Source organism: Paraeggerthella sp. LCP19S3_G8, assembly GCF_052119225.1.
In the GTDB taxonomy this organism is placed as follows: Bacteria; Actinomycetota; Coriobacteriia; order Coriobacteriales; family Eggerthellaceae; genus Paraeggerthella; species Paraeggerthella hominis.
In genome coordinates this window covers 120506-144816 of sequence record NZ_JBQKFQ010000005.1, presented here as the reverse complement: position 1 = coordinate 144816, position 24311 = coordinate 120506, and the positions used below count along the sequence as shown (strand labels likewise).

The following is a 24311-nucleotide window of genomic DNA, read 5'->3' as shown; positions in this document are numbered from 1 at the left end:
CGGTTGATCGACGACAAGCTCCACATCCCGATCCAGAAGGACATCGGGGAGTATGAGCAGAAGCTCTTCGGGGACATGTCCATCAGGACCTGCGTCTGCCTTGCGGGAGGATTCGCGACCGCTGTCCTCGTCGCCCTGGCCTCGTGGCTCTGGCTCGCCATAGACCCCTCTGACATGACGTTCCCCATCATGCTCGCAACGCTGCCCTTCTGGCTCGCCGGCTTCTGGAAGCCCCACGGCATGCCCTTCGAGAGGTTTTTGCCGCTGGTCGCCAGGCACCACATGGCCAAGCGCCACTACGAATTCACGCCCAGCCACCGCTGCGGCACGGACATGCCGCTGGCCCTGGAACCGAAGAAGCTGACCCGCAAGGAAAGGAAGAGAACCTACCGAAAGGGGGCGGAGCTCTATGAGCCTGCTGAAGAAGCGTAGGAAGGGCGTCGAAGGCGCCCCCGAGAAGAAGAAGGAGAAGCAGAAGAGGCAGAAGGGCACCATCGACCTCTGCGGATACGAGCTCATGCTCGAGAACGGGGTCGCCCAGGTAGCGCCAGGCCTCTTCAGCCAGATGGTGCAGTTCGGCGACATCACCTACCAGTGCGCCAGAAAGGACACCCGCGAGAACATCTACAGCACCATGAGCGCGCTCTACAACTACTTCAACCCGGACACCAGCGTCCAGGTCACGATCACCAACGAGCCCGTGCCGGCCGAGGAGATCGGCAACAGGACGTTCTTCCCAAAGAGCGACCCCTGCCTGGACGACTACGTCGAGGAGTACAACCGCATCCTCAACGACAAGATGCGCGAGGGCGTCTCGAACCTGAAGAGGCAGAGGTACCTGACCTTCACCACCAAGGCGGACGACATCGACTCGGCAATCCCGAAGCTCGCCCGCATGCGCAACGACTGCACGCAGGCCCTGGCGAGGATCAAGAGCAAGTCGGAGCCCGTGAAGGGCGCGGAGAGGCTCAGGATAGCCCGCGGCCTGCTGAGCCCGCTTTCCCCCTTCGACTTCGACTGGGACAATTTGTCCCAGTGCCCGACGGCGCGGAGCCTCGACTTCGTGGCGCCCATGTCCGTCGACTTCAAGCCCAACGGCCGCAACGACGCCTTCAGGGCCGACGACGCTTGGTGCTGCGTCATGGCCATCAGGTCGTTCGGATCCATCCTCATGGACGACTGCCTCGCGAGCATCGTCGACCTCCCCATCCCGCTCTCCGTCTCGCTGCACCTTAGGCCCATCCCGCAGGACAAGGCCATCGACATGGTGCAGGGAAAGATCGACTGGATGGACATGGAGGAGCGAGGCCAGAAGAGCCGAGCCGCCAACAAGGGAATCATCCTCACGCAGACCTCCACGGCCCTTCGCTACTCGCGCGCGGACGCCGAGGAGCTTCTGGACTTCCTGCGCAACAAGAACGAGCGACTCTTCGAGTACGCCGGCTACGTGTTCACCTACGCGGCGAGCGAGGAGGAGCTCGACGAGCAAATCGACAGAATCATCTCCACTGCCAGGGGCTCTGCGCTCACCGTCGAGAAGCTCTACTACCGCCAGGAGGAGGGCTGGGGCTCCGTGCTCCCCTTCGCCACCAACAAGTGCGACGTGACCAGGCTCCTCACCAGCGGCCAGATCGCCATGCAGATGCCCTTCGCATCGCTGGAGATCAACCAGCCCGGCGGCATCTACCTCGGACAGTCGAAGATCACCAACACGCTGGCCATCCTGGACAGGCTATCCCTGCCCTCGCCCATGGGATTCGACTTCGGAACGCCGGGCACGGGCAAGTCGAACGCCCAGAAGAGCGTCTGGCTGCAGGTCCGCATGCTCTACGGCGACAAGGCTCAGGGAATCTGGATCGACCCTACCGGTGAGGGACGCCCGGTCGCAGAGGCGGGAGGCGGCGTGAGCATCAGGCTCGCAGCCGACTCGGGCCAGTTCATGAACCCCTTCGACACGAAGGACGTGGAATCCCTTAACGAGCCGCTCCAGAAGGCCTTCAAGGTGGACGCCTTCCTGGCGCTCTCCGCATCGATGATGGCGGAGGGAAACCAGGGCCTCACCCAGGCGGAGCGATCCATCATCGCAAGGTGCGTGGAAGAGGCCTACCGCAGGGCCGGCGACGAGGGCACCCCGGTGCTCGAGGACTTCTACGACCTCCTCCTGGAGCAGCCGGAGGCGGCTGCCAGAGACATCGCCCTGCGATACGAGCGGCACGTCAAGGGCTCCTTCTCGTTCTTCAACCGAAGGTCCAACGTGGCCCTCGACGCCCCGATGGTGAACATCGACCTCCACGACCTGAACTCCGACATGAAGGTCTTCGGCATGCTGACCGCGCTGGAGCAGGTGCGCAACCGCATGTACCAGAACTTCGCCGAGAAAAGGACCACCTGGCTCTTCATCGACGAGGTTCAGAGCCTCTTCAAGCATCCGGCCGTCATCGCGTACTTCGAGAGCTTCTGGGCGGAGGGCCGCAAGTTCGGCCTCGTAGCCACCGGACTCTCCCAGAACGCCAGCTTCATGCTGGGAAGCGACATCGGCTCCACGATGATCCTCAACTCCGACTACCTGATGCTCCACAAGCAGTCCACCGTCGACCGAGACCTCTGGGCGGAGACGCTCAACCTCTCCGACGAGGAGGTCCGCTACATCGACGACGGAATCAAGCCCGGCGACGGCCTGCTGGTCGCAGGCGGCGCCAGGATGCCGATCACAAACGAGCTGCCCAAGGGAAGGATCTACGACCTGCTGACGACCAAGCCTTCCGAGGTCAACGCCCTCGGAGGCGGAGGAAGGTCCGCCCGATGACGCGATCGCCCGACAGGGACCCCATGCACGACGTGGTAGCCGGAGAACGGGAGAACCTCCTCAACTCCGGCGTCGTCTCCGGCGGGGATGCGTTCCGCGAGGGCGTCGTCGGAAGCGGCGTCGGCGTGCCGGCCAAGGACGCCACGGAGCAGACGGCAGCGGGCCTCGGCCTCAGGCGCATGGCCGCCGCCTCGCTCGTTGACGAGCTGGACGACTCGGACGAGCTGGAGGGCTCACGCGACGTCTACGATGCGGCAGAGGGCGGCAGGGCAATCAGGAGGAGGCTGGCATCGCGCAAGGCGGGCAAGGCCGCAAAGTCGGCGGAGAATGCCGGCTCGCAGGGAACGGTCCCCAAGTCAACGGGGAAAGCCGAGGCCGCAGCCGACCCATACAGGCAGGCCGCGGAGATGCGCGCCAAGTCGAACGGAGCCGCAGGCGCGACGAAGGCTTCGGCAGACGCAGCCGCCGGCGCCTCCGCGGAGATGTCCGCCCAGGCCGTCGGGACCCAGGTCGCCAGCGCGAACGCGTCGGCTGCCGCGGCGGCGGCAACGGCCGAGGGAACCGCGGGCGTCGCAGGGGCCATCGCCAGCGCCGGAATACCCGTCGCAGGAGTGGTGGCCGGAATCGTCGCCTTCGTGCTGGGCGCCCTGCTAGTGGGACAAATTGTCTCAGCGCTCTTCGGCTTCTGGGAGAACGAGGCCAACAAGCAGGCGATGGAGGGGCTCCCCCCGTACATCACCTACGAGATGGTCGAGGCGGCCCTGGACGCCCAGGAGAAGTACGGGCACCCCGCAGGCTGCACGATCGCCCAGATCATCTGCGAGAGCGGCCAAGGCGACCATATGAGCCAGCTGGCCACAAGGGACCACAACCTCTTCGGCATGAAATGGGCCTCATCGTACGCATCCGCTCCCGAGGTCGCGGGAAAGTCGTCCTGGGCGACCGGCGAGGAGGCGGCAGACGGCAGCCACTACACGATCACCGCCCAGTTCATCGTCTTCAAGGGGGATGCGGAATGCATCCGCTTCAGGAGCCGCGTGTTCCTCCAGGCAGGCAGGTACGCGAACAACCCGCTCATCAGGGAGGCCATGGCAAACCACGACTCCGACAAGATGGCCGAGGGCCTCAAGGACGCGGGCTGGGCCACGGACTCGAGCTACGTGGAGACGCTGAAGTCGATCATGGACACCTACGGCCTCAGGCGCTTCGACGGGCTGAGCCTGGAGGACTTCAAGGCCGGCGAGGAGGCGGGCAACACCATCGTCGCCGCCGCATACAGCCAGCTCGGCGTGCCGTACGTCTGGGGCGGATCAACCCCGGGAAAGGGATTGGACTGCAGCGGGCTCACGCAGTACTGCTACAGGCAGGCGGGCATTCGCATCAGCCACTACACGGAGGACCAGAAGGAGGAGCTGAGGCAGATACCCATATCCCAGGCGAAACCCGGCGACATCCTCTACAAGTACGGCCACGTCGCCATCTACATCGGCGGCGACAAGTACATACACGAGCCGCACACGGGCGACGTGTGCAGGATCGCGACGGGAGTCAACTACTTCACATGCGCCCTGACGGCGCGTCACTAGAAAGGAGCAAGGAATGGAAAGGAAGAGCAAGGCCATGGCCGCGCTCGCATGCGTGGCCCTCCTCGTGCTCATCGGGGCGGGATGCGCACGCTGCACCATGGTCCATAGCGGCCAGGAAGACCAACCCGGCCAGGAGCAGGGAGAGACCGCCAGCGTCGATGCCGAGGAGGCAAAGGACAGCTTGGAGAAGCTGCTCGGGACCAAGTGGACCTCCCAGGACGGCAAGTCGGCCATGTCCATAGTGAACGGCGCCTTCGTCGAGAGGTCCGGCGACGAGGAGAAGATCACCTACTGGACGCCGGAGAAGTCGACCTCCGACGAGAGCGGCTTCTCCGAGTCCATCTGGGTCAGCGACAGCCTCACGTCAACGCAGTCCCCGTCAACCATAAGGGTCGACATCGCAGGCGACGGCAGCCTCGTGATCGCCTGCGACTCCTTCAAGCTTGCGGCGTCCTACACCATCGACGCGCCTGAGAGCGTCGAGCTTGGCATCACGGGAAACGTCGGATACCTGGCAAGCCTGACCGGCATCGACCAGGCGAAGATCGCCGAGTGCCTGCAGGGATACGTGACCGCGAAGTGCCCGTACGCGAAGACCGCGAGCTGGGACGGCGAGATCTACATCGACGCCAACAACGACAGGACCAGCTCGACCTTCACCCTCGATGACCCCAACGCGACCATCGTGACCGTCACGATCGACGGCAAGACGGGCAAGATCTCCGCGATGTGATGCAGATGTCCATCGTCAACAAAGCCATCGGTGACCGCCGCTTCAAAATCGCCTTCGCGATGACTCTCGCCCTCCTCACGGTGCTGTTAGTCCCTGCGCACAGCGCCTACGCCGACATCGCCGGGGACATCAACAACTGGCTGGCGGAGCTCCTGAGAGATGCCGCGAACTGGATGTTCTCCAAGCAGGTCGACGTCCTCAAGGGAATCGGATACGACGGCATCCTCGGCGCCGACTTCAGCTCGATGCTGACCACCTCCGGAAGCGTGTCGATGTACGACATCGCCCACGGCGTGTGGAGGGTCGCCATCCTACCCATCGGCTGCGGCGTGCTCTCCCTCGTGTTCACCGTGAAGCTCATCCAGATCTCGCAGAGGGTCGACGGCAACGCGTCGATGCCCGGGGTCAAGGAGGTCGTGTTCCTGCTCGTCTTCTTCGCCGTGTTCCTGTTCCTGATCCAGCACAGCTTCGAGCTGATGCAGTCGATCTACGAGGTGATTGGCATCGCCATCGACAGGGTCATGGCGCTGTTCGGGACCGGCGGCGCATTGGACCTTGCGGCGGTGTCCATCGTCACCGCCGACGACGACATCCCGGCGCTGCTGGCCATGCTCATCGTCTCGCTCATCAGCTGGGTGGTGGTGCTGGCCGCCTACATCGTCGCCCTGGTCGTGTGCTGGGCTCGAGCGCTGCAGCTCTACATCATGGCGGCGTTCAGCCCCATCCCGCTTGCCTTCATGGCCCTGGACGACACCAGGCAGATCGGAGTCGGGTATCTGAAGAACTTCACCGCCGTCTGCATCGCAGGCCTGATCATCGTCATCCTCCTGATCGCCTTCCCCGTGATCCTCGGAGGGATAACCGGCGCGAACCCCGGCACGGGCACCCCCGTGGACACCGTCGCGAACGGCCTCACGTACGCGCTGCAGTACCTGGCGATGTGCATCCTGCTCATCCTCTCGCTCGTGAAGAGCGGAGCGTGGGCTCGAGACATAGTTAGCGGATTCTAAGAGAAAGGAAAGAGAACTTGTACGAACCGAACAGCGGGGCCACGCCGGAAGCGGCATGGATGATGAACGACCCAGAGGACGGATCGCGCCTGCTCCTGGAGGCCCATGCGGCACCAGACCCGACCGGAGCGGACACCCTGGGCTTCTCGTTCTCCCTGTGGGCCAGGCGACAAGGCGGGTGGACCGAGGTGATGAACGGCTTCAACTGGGGCTATTCCGACGCCGAGGAGCTCGTCGACGCCGCCGAGGCCTACCTCGGGTACGAACCAGACGACATCGAGCGCATCGGCTACGGAGAGTTCGAGAGGGCGCTGCTCCTTGACGAGGGCCTCTCGTCCAGGGCGCAGCGCGCCAAGAACGTCCCCGCGGTCGAGCAGATCAGGAGAAGGGAGGGACATCGGATGGGCAGGTAGCCCTTGGCACCCAAGAACCCCGGCACTTCCACAACATGCCGGCACTAGACGTAAAGGAGGGCTCGCATGAGCCAGGAAACACCAAAGAACACCTATGTCACGCTGCACAAGAACTTCGTTCGCACGGACATCGAGTACACCGACCGAAGGACCGGTGAGACAAGGACCTTCAACTCCGTGACCCTGCCCAAGGGCACGGTCATCGACGGGCACGACGTCAGCTACTACCAGTTCAGCCCGCTGTTCGTCAACGAGTCGCGATACCGCGGCGAGGACTACCGGGACATCCCGCTCCTCACCGAGCGCGAGGTCTGGCTCCGCAGGAGCATCCTCGACGAGGACGGCAAGCCCGTCGTCAACGACGAGGGCGTAGAGGTCAAGGACGTGGTCAAGGTGATGCCCGCCCAGATCAGGGATGCGATCGAGCAGAACCGGACCGAGTACCTCGAGAGCCTCGCCGACCGCGCACGCTCGGCACGCGACGGCAGCGAGAGGCTCGGCCGCAACGCCGCAGCCCGCGCCAACGCCCGCATGGCCCGCGAAGACATCCCGTTCTAAGGAGGGGCCGTGAAAGCAAAGACAGCGGAGAGGATCGTCTCCTCCAAGATCATTCGCGTGGCCATAAGCCTCGCTTTGGCGTTGAGCGTTTGCGTGGTGACGCCCGTCAACGCATTCGCGGCGGGCAGCGTCAACGTCACAATCGGCGACGACATCCCTTACGCGGGATACTCCACAACGCACATGTATGCCGACGGCGAGGTCGCGTACTGCGCCGACCCGTCTGCCGCCACTCCGTCCCCGGGCACGTACAGCAAAAGCAGCGTGAGCGACCCCGACCTCATCGCCACCATGTGGTTCAGCTACGGTGCCCCGGGATTCGACGCATCCATGTTCCCCGACTCCTGGTACGACGGCAGCGGCTGGAGCGCGGAGAAGTACATCGTCGCAAGCCACGTGCTCCTGTCCTATGCCTACCAGGACTCCAAGGCCGATGCCGTGTTCGGCACCAGCGGCGACTTCGAAGACTGGGCCCGCGGCGAGCTTCTGGGCACCACCTGGAAGTCCATAAAGGCAAGCAAGGGAAAGGTTTCGACCGGCTTCGAGGCGTTCTGCATCCACACCGGCCCTGGCACCCAGGTGCTCATGAGCTTCACCTGGGACAAGGGAGGCCTGAAGGTCGCCAAGGTTGACTCTCAGGCAGGGGCCGAGCCCCAGGGCGATGCCACGCTTAGCGGCGCCAAGTACGACATCGTCAACTCCTCCGGCAAGTACGCCTTCGTCGACGGCCGTTACTACGCAAGCGGCGAGGTGGTGAAGACCATCACCAGGCATTGGGACGGTGACGCCGGCGCGTATATCGCCAAGACTGCCTCCAACGCGCTGCCTTGCGGCACGTACACCGTGGTCGAGTCCGAGGCACCCGAGGGCTACCTCGTGTCCGACTGGTCCGCCAAGGCCGAGATCAATTCTGACGGACAGGTCGTCGACCTTACCGGCAGCCCCTGCGACGACGACGTGATCCGCGGCGGCGTGCAGGTGACCAAGTCCGACGTCGAGCTCCAGGCGTCCGAGGCCCTGGGCGGCAACTCCCATGACGCCCTCGACACCGGATCCACCCTCTCCGGCATCGAGTTCATCATCGCCAACGCATCCGAGCACAAGGTCCTCGTTGGCGACAAGTGGTTCGAGCCCGGCGACGCCATCGAGACCATCGCGACCGCATGGAACCCCGAGGAGGGGGCATACACCGCCCAGACCGCTGCCGACGAGCTTCCCTACGGCACCTACACCATCCAGGAGACCAAGGCCAACGACTCCTACCTGCTCACCGACGGCACGCCCCGCACCTTCCAGGTGAGGGCAGAGGGCGTGCTGGTCGCAGGCGACAGGTACGAGAGGCCCCTGGAGTTCTTCGACCAGGTGGTCCGCAACGACCTGGAGATCGTGAAGATGGCCGAGGACACCAATGCGTCCCTGCAGGTGGCCTTCAAGGTGACCAACGTCTCCACCGGCGAGTCCCACGTCCTCGTGACCGACAAGAACGGCAACGTCTCCACGGCCTCATCCTGGAACAAGCACAGCAGCAACACCAACGGCAACGACGGCCTGCTCTCCTCCGAGAGCATCAAGGCGTCTGACATGGACTCCAAGGCGGGCATCTGGTTCTCCCTTGGCGAGGACGGCTCCAACGCGGCCGTCGATGACGGCCTCTCCGCACTCCCTTACGGCAAGTACCTCCTGGAAGAGCTCCGCAGCGACTCCAACGAGGGCTACGACCTGGTGACCAAGACCTTCGTGATCGAGCGCGACTCCACCGTGGCCAAGCCCGTGTGGATGAGCCTCGACGACAAGGAGGGCCCGAAGATCCAGACCGAGGAGACCGACAAGGCCGACGGCGACCACGTGGCACAGGCTTCCGCCGAGACCACCCTGGTCGACACCGTCTGGTACGAGAACCTCAAGAACGACGGCACCGAGTACACCATAACCGGAACCCTCATGGTGAAGTCCACCGGAGAGGCCCTGCTCGATGCGGATGGCAACGCCATCACCGCCACCAAGACCTTCAAGCCCAGGCTGAAGGCCGGCGAGGTCCAGCTCGAGTTCACCTTCGACTCCAGCCTGCTCGCGGGCGAGGACATCGTGGCCTTCGAATCCATGATCTCCGACGGCATCGAGGTCGCAGTGCACGCCGACATCAGCGACGAGGACCAGACCGTCCACTTCCTCGACATCCGCACCACCGCCGCCGACAAGGCCGACGGCGACAAGCTGGTGACCGGCACCGATATCACCGTGGTCGACGAGGTTGCCTACGAGGGCCTCGTCCCCGGCACCGAGTACACGCTTGAGGCGGCCCTGGTCGATGCGGAGACCGGGGAGCCCGTCATGGTCAAGGACGGCCTGGTGGAAAAGCAGGTGACCGGCAGCGCCACCTTCACCCCTGACGAGGCCGATGGCGCCCAGGCAGTGGAGATCGCCTTCGACGGCACCGGCCTTGACGGCAAGAGCCTGGTGGTCTTCGAGAAGCTTTTCGCGGCAGACGTCCAGCTCGCATCCCACGAGGATCCTTCCGACGAGGGCCAGACCGTGACCGTGGCCGAGATCGGCACCAAGCTCACCGATGCCGCCGACGGCGACCAGATCATCGTCACCGGCAAGGTGAAGCTCATCGACACCGTCGAGTACAAGGGCCTCGTCGCGGGCGATGCCTACACCGTCCACGGCACCCTCATGGTGAAGTCCACCGGAGAGGCGCTGGAGGACGCCGACGGCAAGCCGGTGACCGCAACGGCGGAGTTCACCCCCGACAAGCCAAGCGGAACCGTTGACGTGACCTTCGAGTTCGATGCATCTTCGCTCAACGAAGGCGACAGCCTCGTCGCATTCGAGGAGTGCCTGACCGTCGAGGGTAACCTTGCGGCGGTCCACCAGGACATCAACGACGCAGGACAGACCGTCGTCGTCGACAACCCTGACACACCTGAGGTTCCCAAGACCCCTTACGACAAGACAGGAGCCCTGGCCCCGATCACCGGTTGGATGATCTTCCTGCTGGGCCTGACCATAGCCGCGGCAGGATCCGTTTCCCTCGTTCTGCTGGCGCGACAGCGCCGCTCCAAGGGAAGCCTGGCCGATGACGTCGAGGATTCCGAGGAGGTGAGCGAGTAGCGGACTCCGGGGCCGCAGGGGGGCGACCCCCCCTGTGGCCCCTTGCGCTACGCGGCCATGGGAACAATGAGGAGAAGGGCTGCGGTGCTGCTTGCGCTGGCGGCCCTGGCGGTCGGCATCGCCCTTGTGGCATCCGGCATGGCGGGCACCGACGACCCCTACGATGAGATGAGGCAGGAGCCCGCCGAGGAGAGCTTTGCGGATGACGGGCCCTCCATGGACTGGGACCGCCTGCCGCCTTCGGTCGCGGCCTGGGTTCGCATACCGGGCACGTCCGTGGACTACCCGGTGGTGCTGGGCAGGCCCGACGACCCGGGGTTCTACCTGTTCCACGACGCATGGGGCGAGTGGTCCCCATGGGGGACGCCCTACGTGGCAAACGGCTGCGAGCAGGGGCTCGAGAGCCCCCTTGTCATGGTCTACGGGCATCACATGTCCGACGGGACCATGTTCGCCGACCTGGCGGATTACAGCGACGAGGGCTTCGCCGCCGACCACGGGGAGATCATTCTGATCACCAGGGAGCGCACGATCCGCCTCAGGCCCGTGCTAGTGAACGTCATCGACGCCGACCGAAAGCAAGTACGGCTGCGTTTCGAGGACCCGGCGGAGCTCGATGCCTACATGGAATCCGAGGCCGCCGAGAGCGAGGTGGTCCTGGGTGACGTGCCCGAGGGAGTGCAGGTCTACGCGTTCGTCACCTGCTCGTACCAGACGGACAACTCCAGGACCGTCGTGTATGCGGTCGAGGCAGGCTGATAGAGAGCATAGTCTGTTTCGTTGCTGATATCCCCATTGGTGCTTTCACTTTGGCGGCATATTATTGCCAAAGAATTGGTGCCATGAACGAAGAATAAGTCTGCCAACAGCCCACACCGTCGATTGCCATGCGAGCACAACGCGATCAGCCAGGGTGATGAAGGACGATCTTCTTGACTGTTTCATGAATGGCTTTATAACGAGAAAAAACAGGCCGCAGAAATGAATACGCAAGCGGCAGAGACGCCTCCCGCAATAATTGAAACCGTGACAACCACGCGCCTAAACTGTCCCCTTTCTTTCAGGATGCTGAATAGATATAGGACCGTGCAACAAGAAGAGACAAGGAGCAAAACCCAAGGCTGAACCGAAATTCCACCGACGCTAATCCAGCGCATCAATCCAGCGCAGCTGGCTGATTCCATAAAGGGCTGAAGGACGATAGCAGCTATCGAGAGGACGGGGGCCGCTACAATAACAATCCGTTCGGCTGGTCTGGCATTACCCATAATCGGCTCCTAACCCATCATGTGAGACATCGCCATCGCATGCATCACCATATGAACGATAAGCGATATGCCTATCACGCATGATATGCCGATGAAGCAACGAGTTATCCATTTCTCCTCCCCGCCACTTACATTATCTTCTGAAACATATAGCGCACCTTGTCCAGGCGGCTGTTTGGACGGCGGGGCTGGATGACTGGCTTGCCGACAGCGGCCTGATACCCTTTCAGTTCTGTAAGGCATACGCTCTGCCCGTTGGTGTAAAAGGCCAGATCAGTACGGTATGCCTGTATACAGCGGGCGGGAATCTCGCCAGTAAAGACAACTTCATCCTTTTTTACCTGGGCCGTTTCGATGGTGGCACAGTATTTCGGTGCATCATGATAAGCCCTGGAAAGATATTCCCGGGGCGCATAGAGGGTGAAGGAGAGATAAGGTTCCAGCAGTTGCGTCCCTGATTCCTTCAATGCCTGTTCCAATACAATCGGGGCCAATGAGCGGAAGTCCGCCGGCGTGCTGACCGGACTGTAATAAAGCCCGTATTCAAAGCAAATCTTACAGTCCGTTACGTTCCAGCCGAACAAGCCCTGCTCCAGCCCGTAACGGATACCATCCCTGACAGCGTTTTGAAAACTCTGGTTCAAGTATCCCAGCGAAACCCGGCTCTCGTATTGTACACCGGAGCCAAGCGGGAGTGGTGTAACAGACAGTCCGATGGATGCCCAAAACGGGTTGGGCGGCACCTCGATATGGATGGTGTGGCTGGCTGCTTTGAGCGGCCGCTCCATATAAATGACGGTGGGTTCCTTTACCACTGTTTCAAGCTTGTATTTTTCCGACAGCAAAGCGGAAACAACCTCCAACTGCACCCGGCCCAAAAAAGAAAGAATGATCTCATGGGTGATGGAATCCACCTCGCAGCGCAAAAGCGGGTCAGTATCCGCAAGTTGCGTAAGAGCGTCCAGCAGCCGTTCTCTTTGCGCTGCCGTTTTCGGCGCAATCGACGTCCGCAGCATGGGGAGGGGGTCCTCACGCCACCTTTTACGAGGGAGCCGGGTTGGGTCCCCTAATACATCGTTTAACCTCACGCTGTCGCTGGGAAGGATAACAATTTCACCCGGATAAGCGGTGTCTGTCCGAACAATTTCCCCTTTGGATGGAATACGCATCTCTGTGATTTTCAGCTTTTCTCTCCCGGCCAGGGCCACCGTATCCCGCAGGCGCAGCGTTCCGCTGTATAGCCGTAGATAGACACGCCGCTGGCCACAATCTGTATACTCCACCTTGAAAACGCTGCCGCATAGGGCGGCGCTCCCCTGTTCCCCAATCGGTTGGAACAGCCCTGTCACCGCATCCATCAACGGTTGAATGCCAAGGCCCTTTTTGGCGCTGCCATGATAGACCGGGAACAGGGAGGCGTCTTGAACCCGCCGCTGTTCCTCCCGCACAAGTTTTTCCCGGCTGATTGGTTCTCCTGCGATATACTTTTCCAATAATTTATCGTTATTTTCGATGACCGCATCCCATGCTTCTATGTCGGTATTTTCCTCCAGGACTATTTCCGGGGACAGCGACACCGTCTGCTTGATGATAATATCGGCGGAGAGCTTATCCCGAACAGACTGAACCACGCTCTGCAAATCAACGCCAGCCTGGTCGATCTTGTTGATAAAGATAACGGTGGGAATGTTCATTTTCCGCAGGGCATGGAACAGAATACGGGTCTGGGCCTGCACGCCATCTTTAGCGGAGATCACCAAGATGGCCCCATCTAAAACAGCCAAAGAGCGGTACACCTCCGCCAAAAAATCCATGTGGCCGGGCGTATCCACAATGTTGACTTTACATCTGTGCCACTGGAAGGAAGTGACTGCCGCTTGAATGGTAATCCCACGCTGCCGCTCCAAAAACATGGTGTCCGTCCTCGTTGTCCCTTTTTCGACGCTCCCCGGTTCTGAAATGGCTCCGCTGGCATATAGCAGGCTCTCCGTCAAGGTCGTCTTTCCAGCGTCTACATGGGCAAGAATTCCAATATTGATTATTTTCATGTGATTGTCCTCCCTTTACTGCCCCGAAGGGCATAAAAATCCCCAGCAGTAAAATACTTTTACCACTGGGGATGATAATTTGCGGACATACACATATGCAGCATACACCTGTTTGTGAGTGCTGTTTTTGGGGATATGTCAAAATTGATAAGGCAAAAGTATTCTTAAATTGGGTACAAAAAACTAAACCCCTACAAAAGGGACTATCATAATCCTTTGTTCCCACTATTTGATTATAGTTTTATTTAAGAATACCTTGCCGCATATTTTTTACTCCTTTTCTGGACTTGAATTATTATATCACATCAGTTTTAGGAAAGCAAGTATCTAAAAGAAATTTTTCTTCCCCTTATATGTAACAATCATACCGGCTTCCTAACGTTCAGAATGTTTTCTGCTGTCTGCTGCGGCTTTTGGTTGGAATTGTCCAGCCAAAAGCCGATCCGTGGTGTTGTCTGCATTTTACTAAAATAAAACTGTAAATGCCTATGCCGTTATGCTATGAGCATAGTACATAGCATAACGGCTTCTCTTTCGTTGAGCTAGCAAGGAGGGTGAATATGTCTTTATCCATACAAGAGCGATTAAAAGACCTACGTGTGGAGCGTGGCTTGACGCTGGGGCAGCTTGCGGAGCAGACCGGGCTTTCCAAGTCTGCGCTGGGCAGTTACGAAACGGAAGACTTCAAGGACATCAGCCACTATGCCCTTATCCGGCTGGCGAAGTTTTACGGTGTGACCGCTGATTATCTGCTGGGGCTGTCTGAAATGAAAAATCACCCAAACGCCGATCTTGCAGACCTGCGTTTGAGTGATGAAATGATTGACCTGCTGAAAAGCGGGAGGATAGACAATACCCTGCTGTGTGAGCTGGCGGCGCACCCGGATTTCCCCCGGCTGATGGCTGACCTTGAAATCTATGTGAACGGAACGGCACTGAAACAGGCGCAGGGTGCAAACGCCATAGTGGACACGATGAGCGCAACTGTTATAAAAAAGCATAATCCTGGCATGAGTGATACGCAGTTAAGACAGCTTATCACCGCCCATATTGATGAGGACGAGTTTTGCCGCTATGTGATACAACGGGACATAAACGGGATTGCCCTTGCTCTGCGGGAAACACACAAGGACGATTTTTTCAGCGTCCCAGAGGATAACCCGCTAAAAGAAATGCTGGAAACTGCTGGTGAAATCGTCAGCCAGGACAGCGACACGGAACAAGCGTACTTGGCGTTTATCTGCAAACGGCTCAAGCTGAATTTTAGGAAGCTGTCAGTAGAAGAACGGAAGTGGCTGAAAAAGATTGCGGAAAAATCCGACTTGCTGAAGAATCCAAAACCGCAGAGAGGACGAAGATAAAAAATGCCTGAACGGCGGTTCTGGTTTTTCAGAACCACCATCCAGGCATTTTGTTTAGTAATAGAAAAAGGTGCAGTTGATTATTGCGTATTGTCAATCTCTCTCAAACCGGGTAGTAAAAATACGGCAAGCGCAACGATGATAATGCCAATTCCGCAAATGACAAACCATTTCTCAACTCCCAGCCGCTCCGCCAGAGGCCCGGAAATGACAAGGCCAAACGGCATGGCGAGGGAAGCGGCGCTTGTCAGTAGAGAAAAAACTCTCCCCAGATATTCTGGTCTGACCGTTTCTTGAAAAATCGCATTTTGCACACCGTAAAATGGAGCGGAAATTCCCATAACAGTACAGCACACAACAAAGACAAGAAATGCGTCTGGCGGCAAAAGCCCGGAGAGCATATTGCTAACGCCCATCAGGAGAACGGAAAGACCGATGGTGTACCGCCGTTTCTTAAAACCGCCCCAAATGCTCAGAATGACTCCGCCAAGCAGCATACCAACCGCAAAAGCAATTTCAGCGGCAGAGGCATGGGCCGGTGTTCCTTTGAAGTATGACATACAGATGAGAGGAAAAAGCGTACTGATTGGCATATAAAAGAACATATAAATTACACCAATCCAGAGCAGAGCAAAGAGGCCCCTGTTTTGCATTAATACCACATACCCCTCTTTCATATCCTGTAAAAACTGTTGTCTTTTCGTTTCTGGACATAGTTCAGGCGTTGGTATGGACGAAATCGCAACAGTCACACAGGCAAGGATTGCACCCACAATATCTAACAATATAATTGCATTAAGAGGCCAAACAGCATATAAAAACGCTGCGGCAGCTGGACTGATAATCGCACTTACTGCTTGCATGGTCTGCGTGTAACCAGCGCATTTTGTAAGTTCCTCTTTTGGCACAATCATAGGTGTTGCTGCGTTGAATGCTGGAGAATGAAAAGCAGTTCCCGCACTTCGGATTAACAGGACAACCATAATAGACCATACGGGCAATTCCATGTAAAACGCCACCAGCGCCAGAATACCGCCAGCGGCGGCAATTATCAAATCCGCACCAATCATTACGCTTTTACGGCTGTGCCGGTCAACAAAAGCACCTGCAAACGGGCCTAAACAGGCTTGCGGCAAAAATCCAATCAGTGTTGCCGCCGTCAATATGATTGCAGAATTAGTTTTCGCAACCAAATAAAAGATAATGGCCATTTGCAAAATACCGCTGCTAATAAAGGATATTGCTTGTCCGGCAAGAAGTGTAAAATAAGTTTTTCTCCATGAATTGTTGTTTTGGGTCATAATGCGAACATCCTTTTTTATTGCATTGTTCCTTTGTTTCTGCAATAAAAAGCAGGCGTTGTCCCACAGAGAGGGCAGACGCCTGCATAACAACAAAGCACGAAAAAACACCACGATACAGTTCAAAGACTGCTCGTGTCACACCTACGTGTTCCTTTGCATACGCACGCAAAAAAAGCCCACCATCATGTGGAAAAGTACTTCTACTTTTTATTGCTTATTAGCGTACACAAATTAACACACGTAAGCCTCCTTCCAATCTCAAACTGTTGCACAGTATAACACACATCCGATAGACTTGTCAACCATTTTTAACCTTGTTTTCCATCTTGTTTTTCCATCTCTTACGGGCAGTAGCAAAGCCAGGCGAGCCAGTCAACGGTCAAGATGAACGGCGCTTTCAGCGCCGCCGTTGACAGTCTCGCCCGTCTTTGCTAATGGGTAATCAAGGCGGGAAAGCCATTTTAGGGCTTTCCCGCCCATTTCAATTTTGGGAGAAGAAAGGCCCCAAAATGAACGAGTGCGGCCAAACACTTTTAGGGATTGGCCACCTTGTCCACCCATCCAGCGGGGCGGCGGGGAACGGTCAAGGCCGGGCGTCAGCCCATTCATTTCAGCCTTGACGGTTTCCTGCCGTCCTGCTACTTTTCCCGGAGTGTGGCCACACATCTGGTCACGGTGTCCAGAGCTTTGGGACTTTTTGTCCCATAGGCCGGGGGCGGAGGACGAGGGACGGGGGCTTTCATAATACGCCCTGTCTGCTGCTGAAATCAGCCCTTTGTTTCCGGCTTACCAGCCCCAAACAAAGCCCTGCTTTCCTGCCGCGTCAAATGCCCTTGCCCTCCCCGGCGGCAACGGTATTTTCAGGGCAACGCCGACAGAGCGTATAACACACTACACTTTGCTCCGCAAAGTCGTGTGCCAAATGGGGCGCTGCCCCCTTTGGAAACCCCCGCAACAAACAGGTGCTATGCACCCAGCCGGGAGCATAGCGCCGTTTGTTGTCAGCAGCCCGTTTCACGGTCTGCGTGTAGTTCCTTGTAAACTGACCTAAATACAAATTCAATGTATACAGAAAGAAATATATAAGGAGTGGGAGGGATTCCGCCGTAGTCGGCATTGTAGGAAAATCCAAAAGTTTAGATTTTCTCAAAATGCTTATCTTTTGGTCTTTGGTTCGGAATAGTGTAGTGCTGGCGGTCTATCTATTGTTTTCGGTTGCTTGCTTCTTTACCGTACATGAGCATTGTGACCGGGCTTAAAGCAGTGCTGGGCACCGGGCCATGCAAACTTTGCACTTAGGAAGTTGTTCTTGTGGCTAGTTCCGATCAGGACAAGGTCAGATTCACCGATCTCGAATTCGCCTTCAATTTCATTCCTTGTCGCAATCGCGTCTTCTTCAGTCAGAATCGCCTTGCCCTGAATGTTTTCAATATCGATTACAAACAAGCGCCTTTTTGCACTGCTCCTGCATTCCCGCTTCGCCATGTCGCTTCTCCCTTCTTGCCATTCCTGCAGCCTGCTGCTATCATTTGTGCGGACATATTATGTCCGCGTTTGCTAGTTACATTCTAGCTTGCTGCCAGGCAGTTTCAATGGTCCTGAATAGGACTCTTATCCGATTAATGTCCGCACTTTCCGAAAGGGAGAATAGAAATGGCTAGAACCGCAAGCAAGGTAAGGCTTGACCCACAATGGTTCATGTGGGTTCTCGAGCATCGCGGGAGAAGCATCCGATCACTTGGCCAAAGCATAGGATGGAATGAAAAGACCATAAGAAGGGCGATCAAGGATGGCAAAATCTCTTCGGAGCTGCTGGAGGAGATAGCACGCGAGATTGATGTTCATCCGGATTATTTGGCTGGCGAATATTCATGGACCCTTGATGCATTGCCCGACGAGGAGTCGAAAGCGGAGTTCCTTAAGACTTTCATGGACCCAAAATGGTATCCGTATCGCGAGGTTCAGCAGGACAGGGTTGGCCTTTCGGCCTACTGGGACCAAACCCTCTTGATGCATGGCATAAACAAGGAGGATTACCTTGGCCTCGATGGATTAGACCGTGCTCGTCTTCGCGATGATTTCGACGAGCTAACTACAAGATTGTTTAAGAGGTATTTTCCATCTTGCGATTACCTGAATGCGATTGAGTATCGAGAAGCTATGGCTTGGAGAACGGAACGAGATGTTTTGGAGGCAATGCTCCCGTACTTTGAGCAGCGCAGAATGGCATCTATGGATAATTAGGCTTCTGAAAAGGCATTGCTAAGCCCCAATAACGGCCGTTATTGGGGCTTTTCTCGTGCGCGCCTGCTCTAGATCACATGAACCTGAACACGGCTTTGATAAGCCACCTGCAGAATTTGCCGACGGCTCCGAAGATCACACTAATCGCCTTCATAGTCCATCCAACCTTCCTCTTCGATCTCAACCTCAATCTGCTGCAAGGGTTGCAGCTCCCTTGCCCATGCCAGTGCCTCCCACGAGGCTCCTGCGAGATTCGCTACAGCCTCGTCATCCATCGCGTCATTCGACGCTCTAAGCGCATCCACTACGCCTTGGAGCTGGCTTGCCAAGGACGGTCCGCCTCCATCCGAGAGGAGCAGCGCCGATGCGCAGTCGAGCCGCATGACGTCCACCAGGCCATCACCCATGCGGACAAGCATGCGGTCTCCGTCAACGAGCACCTGTTCAACGTCTCTCAGCTCGCCTTCCTCAGCGAGGAGGAAGCGCCAGCCCATGGCCCTTCGGCCGACTGGGACAACGTCGTCCTCAAGGTCCTCCTTGAAGCGCGGGTCCGTCTCGTAGAAATGCGCTTGCAACCACAGGCCTTTCTCCAGCTGGTCGAAGCGGACCTCGTAGTTTGCCAGCATGCAGCCGTCTCCGAACGGCTGGGAGGGCGTGTAGGAGTCCGTGTCGAACACGTCCAGCCGCCCGTCCCGGTACTTGATCTGAATCTTCATCGGCTGCGTCCTTCCTGTCGCCTCTCGTTATCTCGTTGCCTTGCGGCAGAGGAACCCTGAGCGACCCTCTGGGAGCCGTTTTGCCTGCTTCTGGGTTCGTACTGCCATCGTCCGGCGTCACCACTCCTGGCGGCGTTTCTAGCCGTCTCCCTGGGAACCAGGCCATGCTCAGCTGCGTAATCCCTGGCGGCGTTCAGCTCCTCGATGCGCTCGGCGCACTTGGCTGCAGCCTTGGGCTCCGTTTCGCGCTCCATACGCCTTTGCAGGGTCTCGATTCGCCTGCCGTAGTCGGCGCCTGACCCGATGGAGTACCTAGCGTTCGTCTCGACCGTCTTCGCCAGGTTTCCCAGCTCTGCCAAGTCGTTGATCTCAACCGCATCGGTTGCCTGTGACAGGATCGCCCTGGATGACGCCGCATCCGGATGGTAGGAGCCGATGCGCTCGAAGCGCTCCGTCAACGCGATCCTTCCGAAAGACATACCGAGCCTTTCCCCGGAGACCTTCTTCGACGGCTGGTCGGCAAGGGAGAAGATCCAGTCCTCCCTTGGGGCGTGGGGCGAGTTTTCGGCGACCTCGACCTCCATGAGCTCCAGGATCCGCATGAACTCCCCCTCGTTGCGGGACAGCACCTTCGCGACTGACACCCTGTTCCTGATGTCGCTGACCCACGAGTACGCGCCGGCGTCGAGGATTCCGCGCTCGGCTTTGTTGATGTACGAGGCCCACCGTGTTCGAGGTCGGGGAGGGGTTTTGGGGTCGCTCTGCCCCACCCTGCCCTTCGGCATCTCGTTGTCGAAGGCCGTCAGCCCCCTGGCCTTCGCCACCTCCTGGAGGCTGCGGTTCATGTCCAGTGCATTCGGGATGTGCAGCCGGTTTCCCGTCTCGAGGTTCGTGTTGTTCACCACGATGTGGGCATGCGGAATCCTTTGCCTGTTGTCGTCGTGGTAGATGACGGCCACCTGATAGTCGGAGAAATGCTTCCTCACCCAAGCACGAGTTAGCTCACGTAATCCTTCGAGGTCGATGTTGTCGCCAGGGTCTGGCGAGATGACGTAGTGACGGAAGGTAATGGCGCGCTTCCCTTTCCACGGCTCGTCGTTTCCGTAGTCGTGACGAAGCGCGTCCATCTCAAGAGCCCACTCCACTTCGTCTTTGAGGGCTTCGTCCAAGCCCCTGTCCTCGACCTCGTCCCAGGACAGGTTGAAGAAGTCTCGGAGAAGCGCCCTTCCGCCCTTCTCCAGGTAGTCCTTTATGCGGCCGCATCCTGTGTGCCCGTTGATCGCCTTGAGCACCGCCATGGCTACCGCCAGAACCTCTCGGACTCGTGGACCGCCTGGACCATGTCCTTGATCTCTTCGACGGAGCCTTGGACGAGCTCGAGCTCGGTAGCTGCCTTGGTTAGCTGCTCCTTTGCGACCTGCGGGTCGATGCCGCCCTTGTTCCTCACGAACATGGCGATGGTGTTCAGGGCCCTGACCGCCTGGTTGTAGTGGCGTCCCCATCGGATGAGCTCACGGTTAATGCGGCCCATGGTCTTCGCGTCGATGACGACGACGCGGCTGCCTGCGTCTATTGCGGCAAGCTCGTCGGGGTCCGATATGGGAAGCCTGAGGAGGGCGCGGATTGCCTCGGAGTTCGCTAGCTCCAGGGCCTCCGCTCTCTTGTCCAGGAGCTGCCTGTCCTCCTCTGTCATGCGGCAGCTCACGGTGCGCGTGTATTCGCCCATCGTTGTCTCCTTGCGTCTTTTAGGGGCCACGGGGGATCCCCCGTGAAGGGAGCGGCGACGGTGGAAGTCGTATTGCCGCTTCCGGTTGTCGGAGGTCGGGGAGGGTTTCCCGGATGCTGCTTTCATCCGGGGTGGAAGCGCCCCGACCCACCTCCGACACAAGTCATTGCGTTGTAATACGCAATGAGTTACTCGCTACGATTCGAATATGACGGCTTCTACCGAGCCCCATGGGCATCGGTGAACCCTGAGACCGCATTCGCGGCCTGGCGGGCCAGCTCCGCGATGCGCTCTATTGCCTCGGAGTCCGCCGCACTAGGGTTCTTGGGAAGGTTCGCGACGAAGCGGCGGAGCGCCTTCTCGGCGCTTACAAGCCGCTTGTCGGCGGCGGGCTCGGAGGCTGTCATCGAGGCGACCAGCTCGGTTGTCGCCGCCTTCGTTCTCGGCGACTCCGCCCATTTGTCGAACGCCGATCTCTGCGTCGCCTCTCCCGACTTCTCCAGCGCATCGATGGCCTTGGCGGACAGCTCGCCCGAGTCTGCGACCTCGCGCCACTCCGGGATGAGCTTTGCGACCTTGTCGGCCAAGGCCTCCTCGCGTTTGATGGTCTTGCCGCTGATCTTGCGGCCGGTCATCTCCTCCACGATGCGCGCCTTGACGTCCTCGGTGCGCATGCCCGCGACGGTCGGGTCGGTGGCGCGCATCTGCTCGACCTGGATGCCCAGGGCCTTTGTCGCAGCGGCGCGCTCGGTGACGGTCAGCGCCCTCGTGAAGAAGTTCGCGGTATGGAGCAGGACGAGGGCCTGCTCGTCCGAGATGTCGGCGATGACCCTGCAGGGCAGCTTGGAATAGGAGGGGCCCCGTTGGGCAAGCAGCCTGAACGCGGCCATCCTTCGATGGCCCGAGATCATCTGGAATCCCCCGCCCTGCAGCCTGCGCACCAGGGGAAGGTCCGTCAGGCCGTCTCGCTCGATTGACTCCGCGAGCCTCGCAATCCCCTCCTCGTCCATCGAGTACGCGACGTTGCCGGGATGCTCGCTGATGTCGTCGAGGGGAATCTCCTTCACGGGGAACCTGTTTGCGGTTTGGGCGCTGGCATCGAGAAGCCCGCTGATGCTGAACCCGTTGGCTACTTCCGTGGCGCTCATGCCATCGCCTCCCACAACTCGTCCGCAAGGGCCTCGTAGTCCTTCGCCGGCCTGCTTCCGGGCTCGAACACGGACACGGGCTTCCACTGCCAACTTCCCTCGCAGACCTTTGAGGATGCGTGGATGACGTTGGCTAGCTGCTGATCTGGGAAGAACCTTTCCAGCACCGCCTCGCCGGTTTTCTCGGCATTGGTCATGCGGCCGGGCACGCAGGTGCGCAGGATCCTGAAGGTTGGCACCGGCATGCGGAGCGCGTCAGCGATCGCCTGGATGGCGTTTACCGTCAGAGCGGTTCCGCGCATGACGGTTGAGTCGAGCTTCACGGGGATGACCACCATGCCGGAGTCGGCTGCGGCAAGGTAGGCGTTGAAGGCCAGCCTCTTCATGGTCGGGCTGCAGTCGATGATGGCGACGTCGTAGTCCCCCGCGCAGTCGTCCAGCGCGAAGCGGAGCCTCTGCTCTCGCAGCATCAGCTCGTTCTGGTCGGTCAGCTCGATGATGGACGGGACGACGGAAAGGTTGGCAATCTCGGTCTCGTAGGCGACTTCGGAGACGGGGGCGTTCTCGTAGAGAAGCTGGATGGACGTCCTGCCGTCCGCGGCCGCGCGGTCATAGAGGCCGAAGTAGTCTGTGGCGGATGCCTGGGGATCCAGGTCGATGAGCAGGACCCTCAGGCCTCGCGCCGCGTAGATAGCGGCGAGGTTAACGGCCGTGGTCGTCTTGCCCACCCCGCCCTTGTAGTTGCTCACTGCAAGGGTGCGCATGGGAAGCTCCTTCGCGTCTTGCAGCCCCGAGGTTGTGGAAGTGAGGGGCTGCGTATTCGGTTGGCTGGATGGAATTCGAAGAACTGGAACGTCCATCCCTGTATTACCAATGGTAGCACAATTGATACAAATTTGTATCAATGATTATGGAAGCGGTTTAGTCGTGTTGTGAAATGGTTCCCAGCCCGCCTAACCGAGAGAAAGGAACGAGCAAATGGGCATGATCCAAGACCTCGTCGACTTCGGAGAAGAGGCAGAGGCGTTAAGCGAGTTTTGGCTAGCTTCTGGCTAATGTCCGCATATTGGCAATTTGTTGGATTCGCCAATGAAGCAGTGCGACAATGCTTGCAAGCCGAGACGATGATAGGAGGTCTTCTGTGGCTGCCAAGGACTATTCCAAGCTCAACAAGCAGTTCGTCGTGATCGACATGTACGACGACCCCGAGGATTACGAGGTCCAAGCCGGCGTCGCGATTCCCGCAGAGCATGCCGAGGCTTTCATCGCGGAAGTAGAGAGGATCGCCGTGGAGAAGTTTGGCGGGGCCACCTTCTCCGAGCTGCTCGATTGCGACGAGAACGACGAATCGATGGACGCATCCTCGAAGAAGAACTTCTCCGACCAGCTAGGCCGCGTCATCGCGGCCGCAGAGCGAATCATGAGGGAAGGCCGATAAAGCACGGAAGAGCCCCTCGGGCGAACCCGAGGGGCTCCCGGCCCTCCAGCGGGGGCCGGGATGGAGGTCGATTACTCGACCCCGCAGCTGAAGGCGTTGATGTGGTGCCTCAGGAGGGCCCTGTCGGCGCTCACGACAAGCATGTCGATGATGTCGAAGCGGACCTGGATGTCGCCTTCGGGCGAGTTGCCTGCGAGCCAGGAAGCTGCCGCGATCTCAAGGTCGCTGCGGGAGACCTTGCCGCCCTCGAAGCCGCCCTCGCCGTACTCGGTGGCGGTGACGTCGATGAAGACCAGGGAGTCCTCGTCGCTGGCGATCAGGTCGATTGTGGTTCCCTCGGGGGAAGTCCAACCGGTCTCGAGAAGCTCGAAGCCCTTGCGCTCGATGAAGCGGGTTGCTGCCTGGACTGCCTTCTCCTGAAGTTCGAAATTGCTCATGATGACCTCCGTTTGTTCGCGGCCGGCCCCTTTGGCCTGCCTTGTGATCCGGAAGCCGCGCAGGTTCTGGCCGAAGGCAAGGAGAAAAGCGAAAACCCGGCAGGGCCCGAGTTTTGCGCAGCAAAAGTTTTTCGCGCCTTGCCTGATGAGCCTGGTTCTGAGCGAGTGTTGCGGAGCCAAGGGAGGCGAAGGAGGGCGTCCCGGCATGGGAGGTCTGAGCAACGGGTTCAGGGTTGGCTGGATGGCGAACCCGCTTTGAGCGCTGGCTAGAGCCGAGAGCGGCTGGACTTACGAGGAACGATGGCCCGATTGCCTGACGAGGAATCGGTCTAACGACTCACCGTCGAATACGCTAGGCGGCAAGGGCGTGGCAAGGTCGCCTGCGACCATGTTTGCGGCTG

General features: G+C 59.1%; 21 protein-coding genes. 12 read left to right on the top strand and 9 right to left on the bottom strand.

Features of this window, described 5'->3' with window-relative positions; translation table 11 throughout:
• The first annotated feature begins 3 nt into the window (after nucleotides 1-3).
• The 9 genes from ACTQZK_RS07435 to ACTQZK_RS07395 all read left to right on the top strand — a co-directional run bounded on the left by ACTQZK_RS07435 (nucleotide 4) and on the right by ACTQZK_RS07395 (nucleotide 10979).
• Complete coding sequence (locus ACTQZK_RS07435; RefSeq protein WP_123219281.1) at nucleotides 4-432, top strand: PrgI family protein; 429 nt, start codon at nucleotides 4-6, stop codon at nucleotides 430-432.
• Nucleotides 410-2806 (top strand): VirB4-like conjugal transfer ATPase, CD1110 family, encoded by a 2397-nt coding sequence (locus ACTQZK_RS07430; protein ID WP_278806050.1) that lies wholly within the window; start codon nucleotides 410-412, stop codon nucleotides 2804-2806. The genes ACTQZK_RS07435 and ACTQZK_RS07430 overlap by 23 nt, the downstream gene beginning before the upstream one ends.
• Nucleotides 2807-2829: 23 nt before the next feature.
• Entirely contained in the window at nucleotides 2830-4392 is a 1563-nt protein-coding gene (locus ACTQZK_RS07425) for a glucosaminidase domain-containing protein (protein WP_441899177.1), read from the top strand.
• Between the two features lie 13 nt (nucleotides 4393-4405).
• Nucleotides 4406-5125: a hypothetical protein gene (locus ACTQZK_RS07420; RefSeq protein WP_441899175.1), complete on the top strand. Its 720-nt coding sequence runs from the start codon at nucleotides 4406-4408 to the stop codon at nucleotides 5123-5125.
• A complete protein-coding gene (locus ACTQZK_RS07415; RefSeq protein ID WP_418142346.1) occupies nucleotides 5125-6135 on the top strand; it encodes a conjugal transfer protein TrbL in 1011 nt (336 codons plus the stop codon). Before ACTQZK_RS07420 ends, ACTQZK_RS07415 begins: the two co-directional genes overlap by 1 nt.
• Nucleotides 6136-6152: 17 nt before the next feature.
• The gene (locus ACTQZK_RS07410) at nucleotides 6153-6548 is read left to right on the top strand and encodes a hypothetical protein (protein ID WP_157004813.1); all 396 of its coding nucleotides are present in this window, start codon (nucleotides 6153-6155) and stop codon (nucleotides 6546-6548) included.
• 66 nt (nucleotides 6549-6614) lie between these two features.
• Nucleotides 6615-7106 (top strand): DNA gyrase, encoded by a 492-nt coding sequence (locus tag ACTQZK_RS07405; protein ID WP_195631340.1) that lies wholly within the window; start codon nucleotides 6615-6617, stop codon nucleotides 7104-7106.
• Between the two features lie 9 nt (nucleotides 7107-7115).
• Complete coding sequence (locus ACTQZK_RS07400; protein ID WP_441899172.1) at nucleotides 7116-10220, top strand: VaFE repeat-containing surface-anchored protein; 3105 nt, start codon at nucleotides 7116-7118, stop codon at nucleotides 10218-10220.
• 84 nt (nucleotides 10221-10304) lie between these two features.
• The gene (locus tag ACTQZK_RS07395) at nucleotides 10305-10979 is read left to right on the top strand and encodes a class B sortase (protein ID WP_441899170.1); all 675 of its coding nucleotides are present in this window, start codon (nucleotides 10305-10307) and stop codon (nucleotides 10977-10979) included.
• Nucleotides 10980-11616: 637 nt separating this feature from the next.
• On the opposite strand, the gene tet(W) is transcribed toward ACTQZK_RS07395, so the two are convergent.
• A complete protein-coding gene (tet(W), locus tag ACTQZK_RS07390; RefSeq protein ID WP_441899168.1) occupies nucleotides 11617-13536 on the bottom strand; it encodes a tetracycline resistance ribosomal protection protein Tet(W) in 1920 nt (639 codons plus the stop codon).
• A gap of 560 nt (nucleotides 13537-14096) precedes the next feature.
• On the opposite strand from tet(W), the gene ACTQZK_RS07385 reads away from it, so the two are divergent.
• Nucleotides 14097-14897, top strand: a complete 801-nt coding sequence (locus tag ACTQZK_RS07385) for a helix-turn-helix domain-containing protein (RefSeq protein ID WP_002575858.1) — start codon at nucleotides 14097-14099, stop codon at nucleotides 14895-14897.
• An 80-nt stretch (nucleotides 14898-14977) separates the two neighbouring features.
• On the opposite strand, the gene ACTQZK_RS07380 is transcribed toward ACTQZK_RS07385, so the two are convergent.
• Together ACTQZK_RS07380 and ACTQZK_RS07375 are read right to left on the bottom strand one after the other, a co-directional pair.
• The gene (locus ACTQZK_RS07380; RefSeq protein WP_441899166.1) at nucleotides 14978-16198 is read right to left on the bottom strand and encodes an MFS transporter; all 1221 of its coding nucleotides are present in this window, start codon (nucleotides 16196-16198) and stop codon (nucleotides 14978-14980) included.
• Between the two features lie 1230 nt (nucleotides 16199-17428).
• Complete coding sequence (locus tag ACTQZK_RS07375; RefSeq protein WP_441899164.1) at nucleotides 17429-17686, bottom strand: hypothetical protein; 258 nt, start codon at nucleotides 17684-17686, stop codon at nucleotides 17429-17431.
• Between the two features lie 168 nt (nucleotides 17687-17854).
• Here ACTQZK_RS07375 and ACTQZK_RS07370 point away from each other — a divergent pair, with 168 nt between their 5' ends.
• Nucleotides 17855-18445 carry a hypothetical protein gene (locus ACTQZK_RS07370; RefSeq protein WP_441899162.1) on the top strand — a complete coding sequence of 197 codons (591 nt, stop codon included), beginning with the start codon at nucleotides 17855-17857 and terminating at the stop codon, nucleotides 18443-18445.
• A 140-nt stretch (nucleotides 18446-18585) separates the two neighbouring features.
• On the opposite strand, the gene ACTQZK_RS07365 is transcribed toward ACTQZK_RS07370, so the two are convergent.
• From ACTQZK_RS07365 to ACTQZK_RS07345, 5 genes are all read right to left on the bottom strand, one after another.
• Nucleotides 18586-19161, bottom strand: coding sequence for a hypothetical protein (locus ACTQZK_RS07365; RefSeq protein WP_441899160.1), 576 nt, complete (start codon nucleotides 19159-19161; stop codon nucleotides 18586-18588).
• Nucleotides 19158-20459: a relaxase/mobilization nuclease domain-containing protein gene (locus tag ACTQZK_RS07360; protein WP_441899158.1), complete on the bottom strand. Its 1302-nt coding sequence runs from the start codon at nucleotides 20457-20459 to the stop codon at nucleotides 19158-19160. Before ACTQZK_RS07360 ends, ACTQZK_RS07365 begins: the two co-directional genes overlap by 4 nt.
• Before the next feature lie 2 nt (nucleotides 20460-20461).
• Nucleotides 20462-20887, bottom strand: coding sequence for a hypothetical protein (locus tag ACTQZK_RS07355; protein WP_123219291.1), 426 nt, complete (start codon nucleotides 20885-20887; stop codon nucleotides 20462-20464).
• A gap of 218 nt (nucleotides 20888-21105) precedes the next feature.
• The gene (locus ACTQZK_RS07350; RefSeq protein ID WP_441899156.1) at nucleotides 21106-22035 is read right to left on the bottom strand and encodes a ParB/RepB/Spo0J family partition protein; all 930 of its coding nucleotides are present in this window, start codon (nucleotides 22033-22035) and stop codon (nucleotides 21106-21108) included.
• Nucleotides 22032-22799, bottom strand: coding sequence for a ParA family protein (locus ACTQZK_RS07345; RefSeq protein ID WP_441899154.1), 768 nt, complete (start codon nucleotides 22797-22799; stop codon nucleotides 22032-22034). Before ACTQZK_RS07345 ends, ACTQZK_RS07350 begins: the two co-directional genes overlap by 4 nt.
• 377 nt (nucleotides 22800-23176) lie before the next feature.
• On the opposite strand from ACTQZK_RS07345, the gene ACTQZK_RS07340 reads away from it, so the two are divergent.
• The gene (locus ACTQZK_RS07340; RefSeq protein WP_157004821.1) at nucleotides 23177-23473 is read left to right on the top strand and encodes a hypothetical protein; all 297 of its coding nucleotides are present in this window, start codon (nucleotides 23177-23179) and stop codon (nucleotides 23471-23473) included.
• 71 nt (nucleotides 23474-23544) lie between these two features.
• Here the strand turns inward: ACTQZK_RS07340 and ACTQZK_RS07335 are convergent, their stop codons facing one another.
• On the bottom strand, nucleotides 23545-23910 hold the full coding sequence (locus ACTQZK_RS07335; RefSeq protein ID WP_195631350.1) for a YraN family protein: 366 nt from the start codon (nucleotides 23908-23910) through the stop codon (nucleotides 23545-23547).
• Nucleotides 23911-24311: the final 401 nt, after the last annotated feature.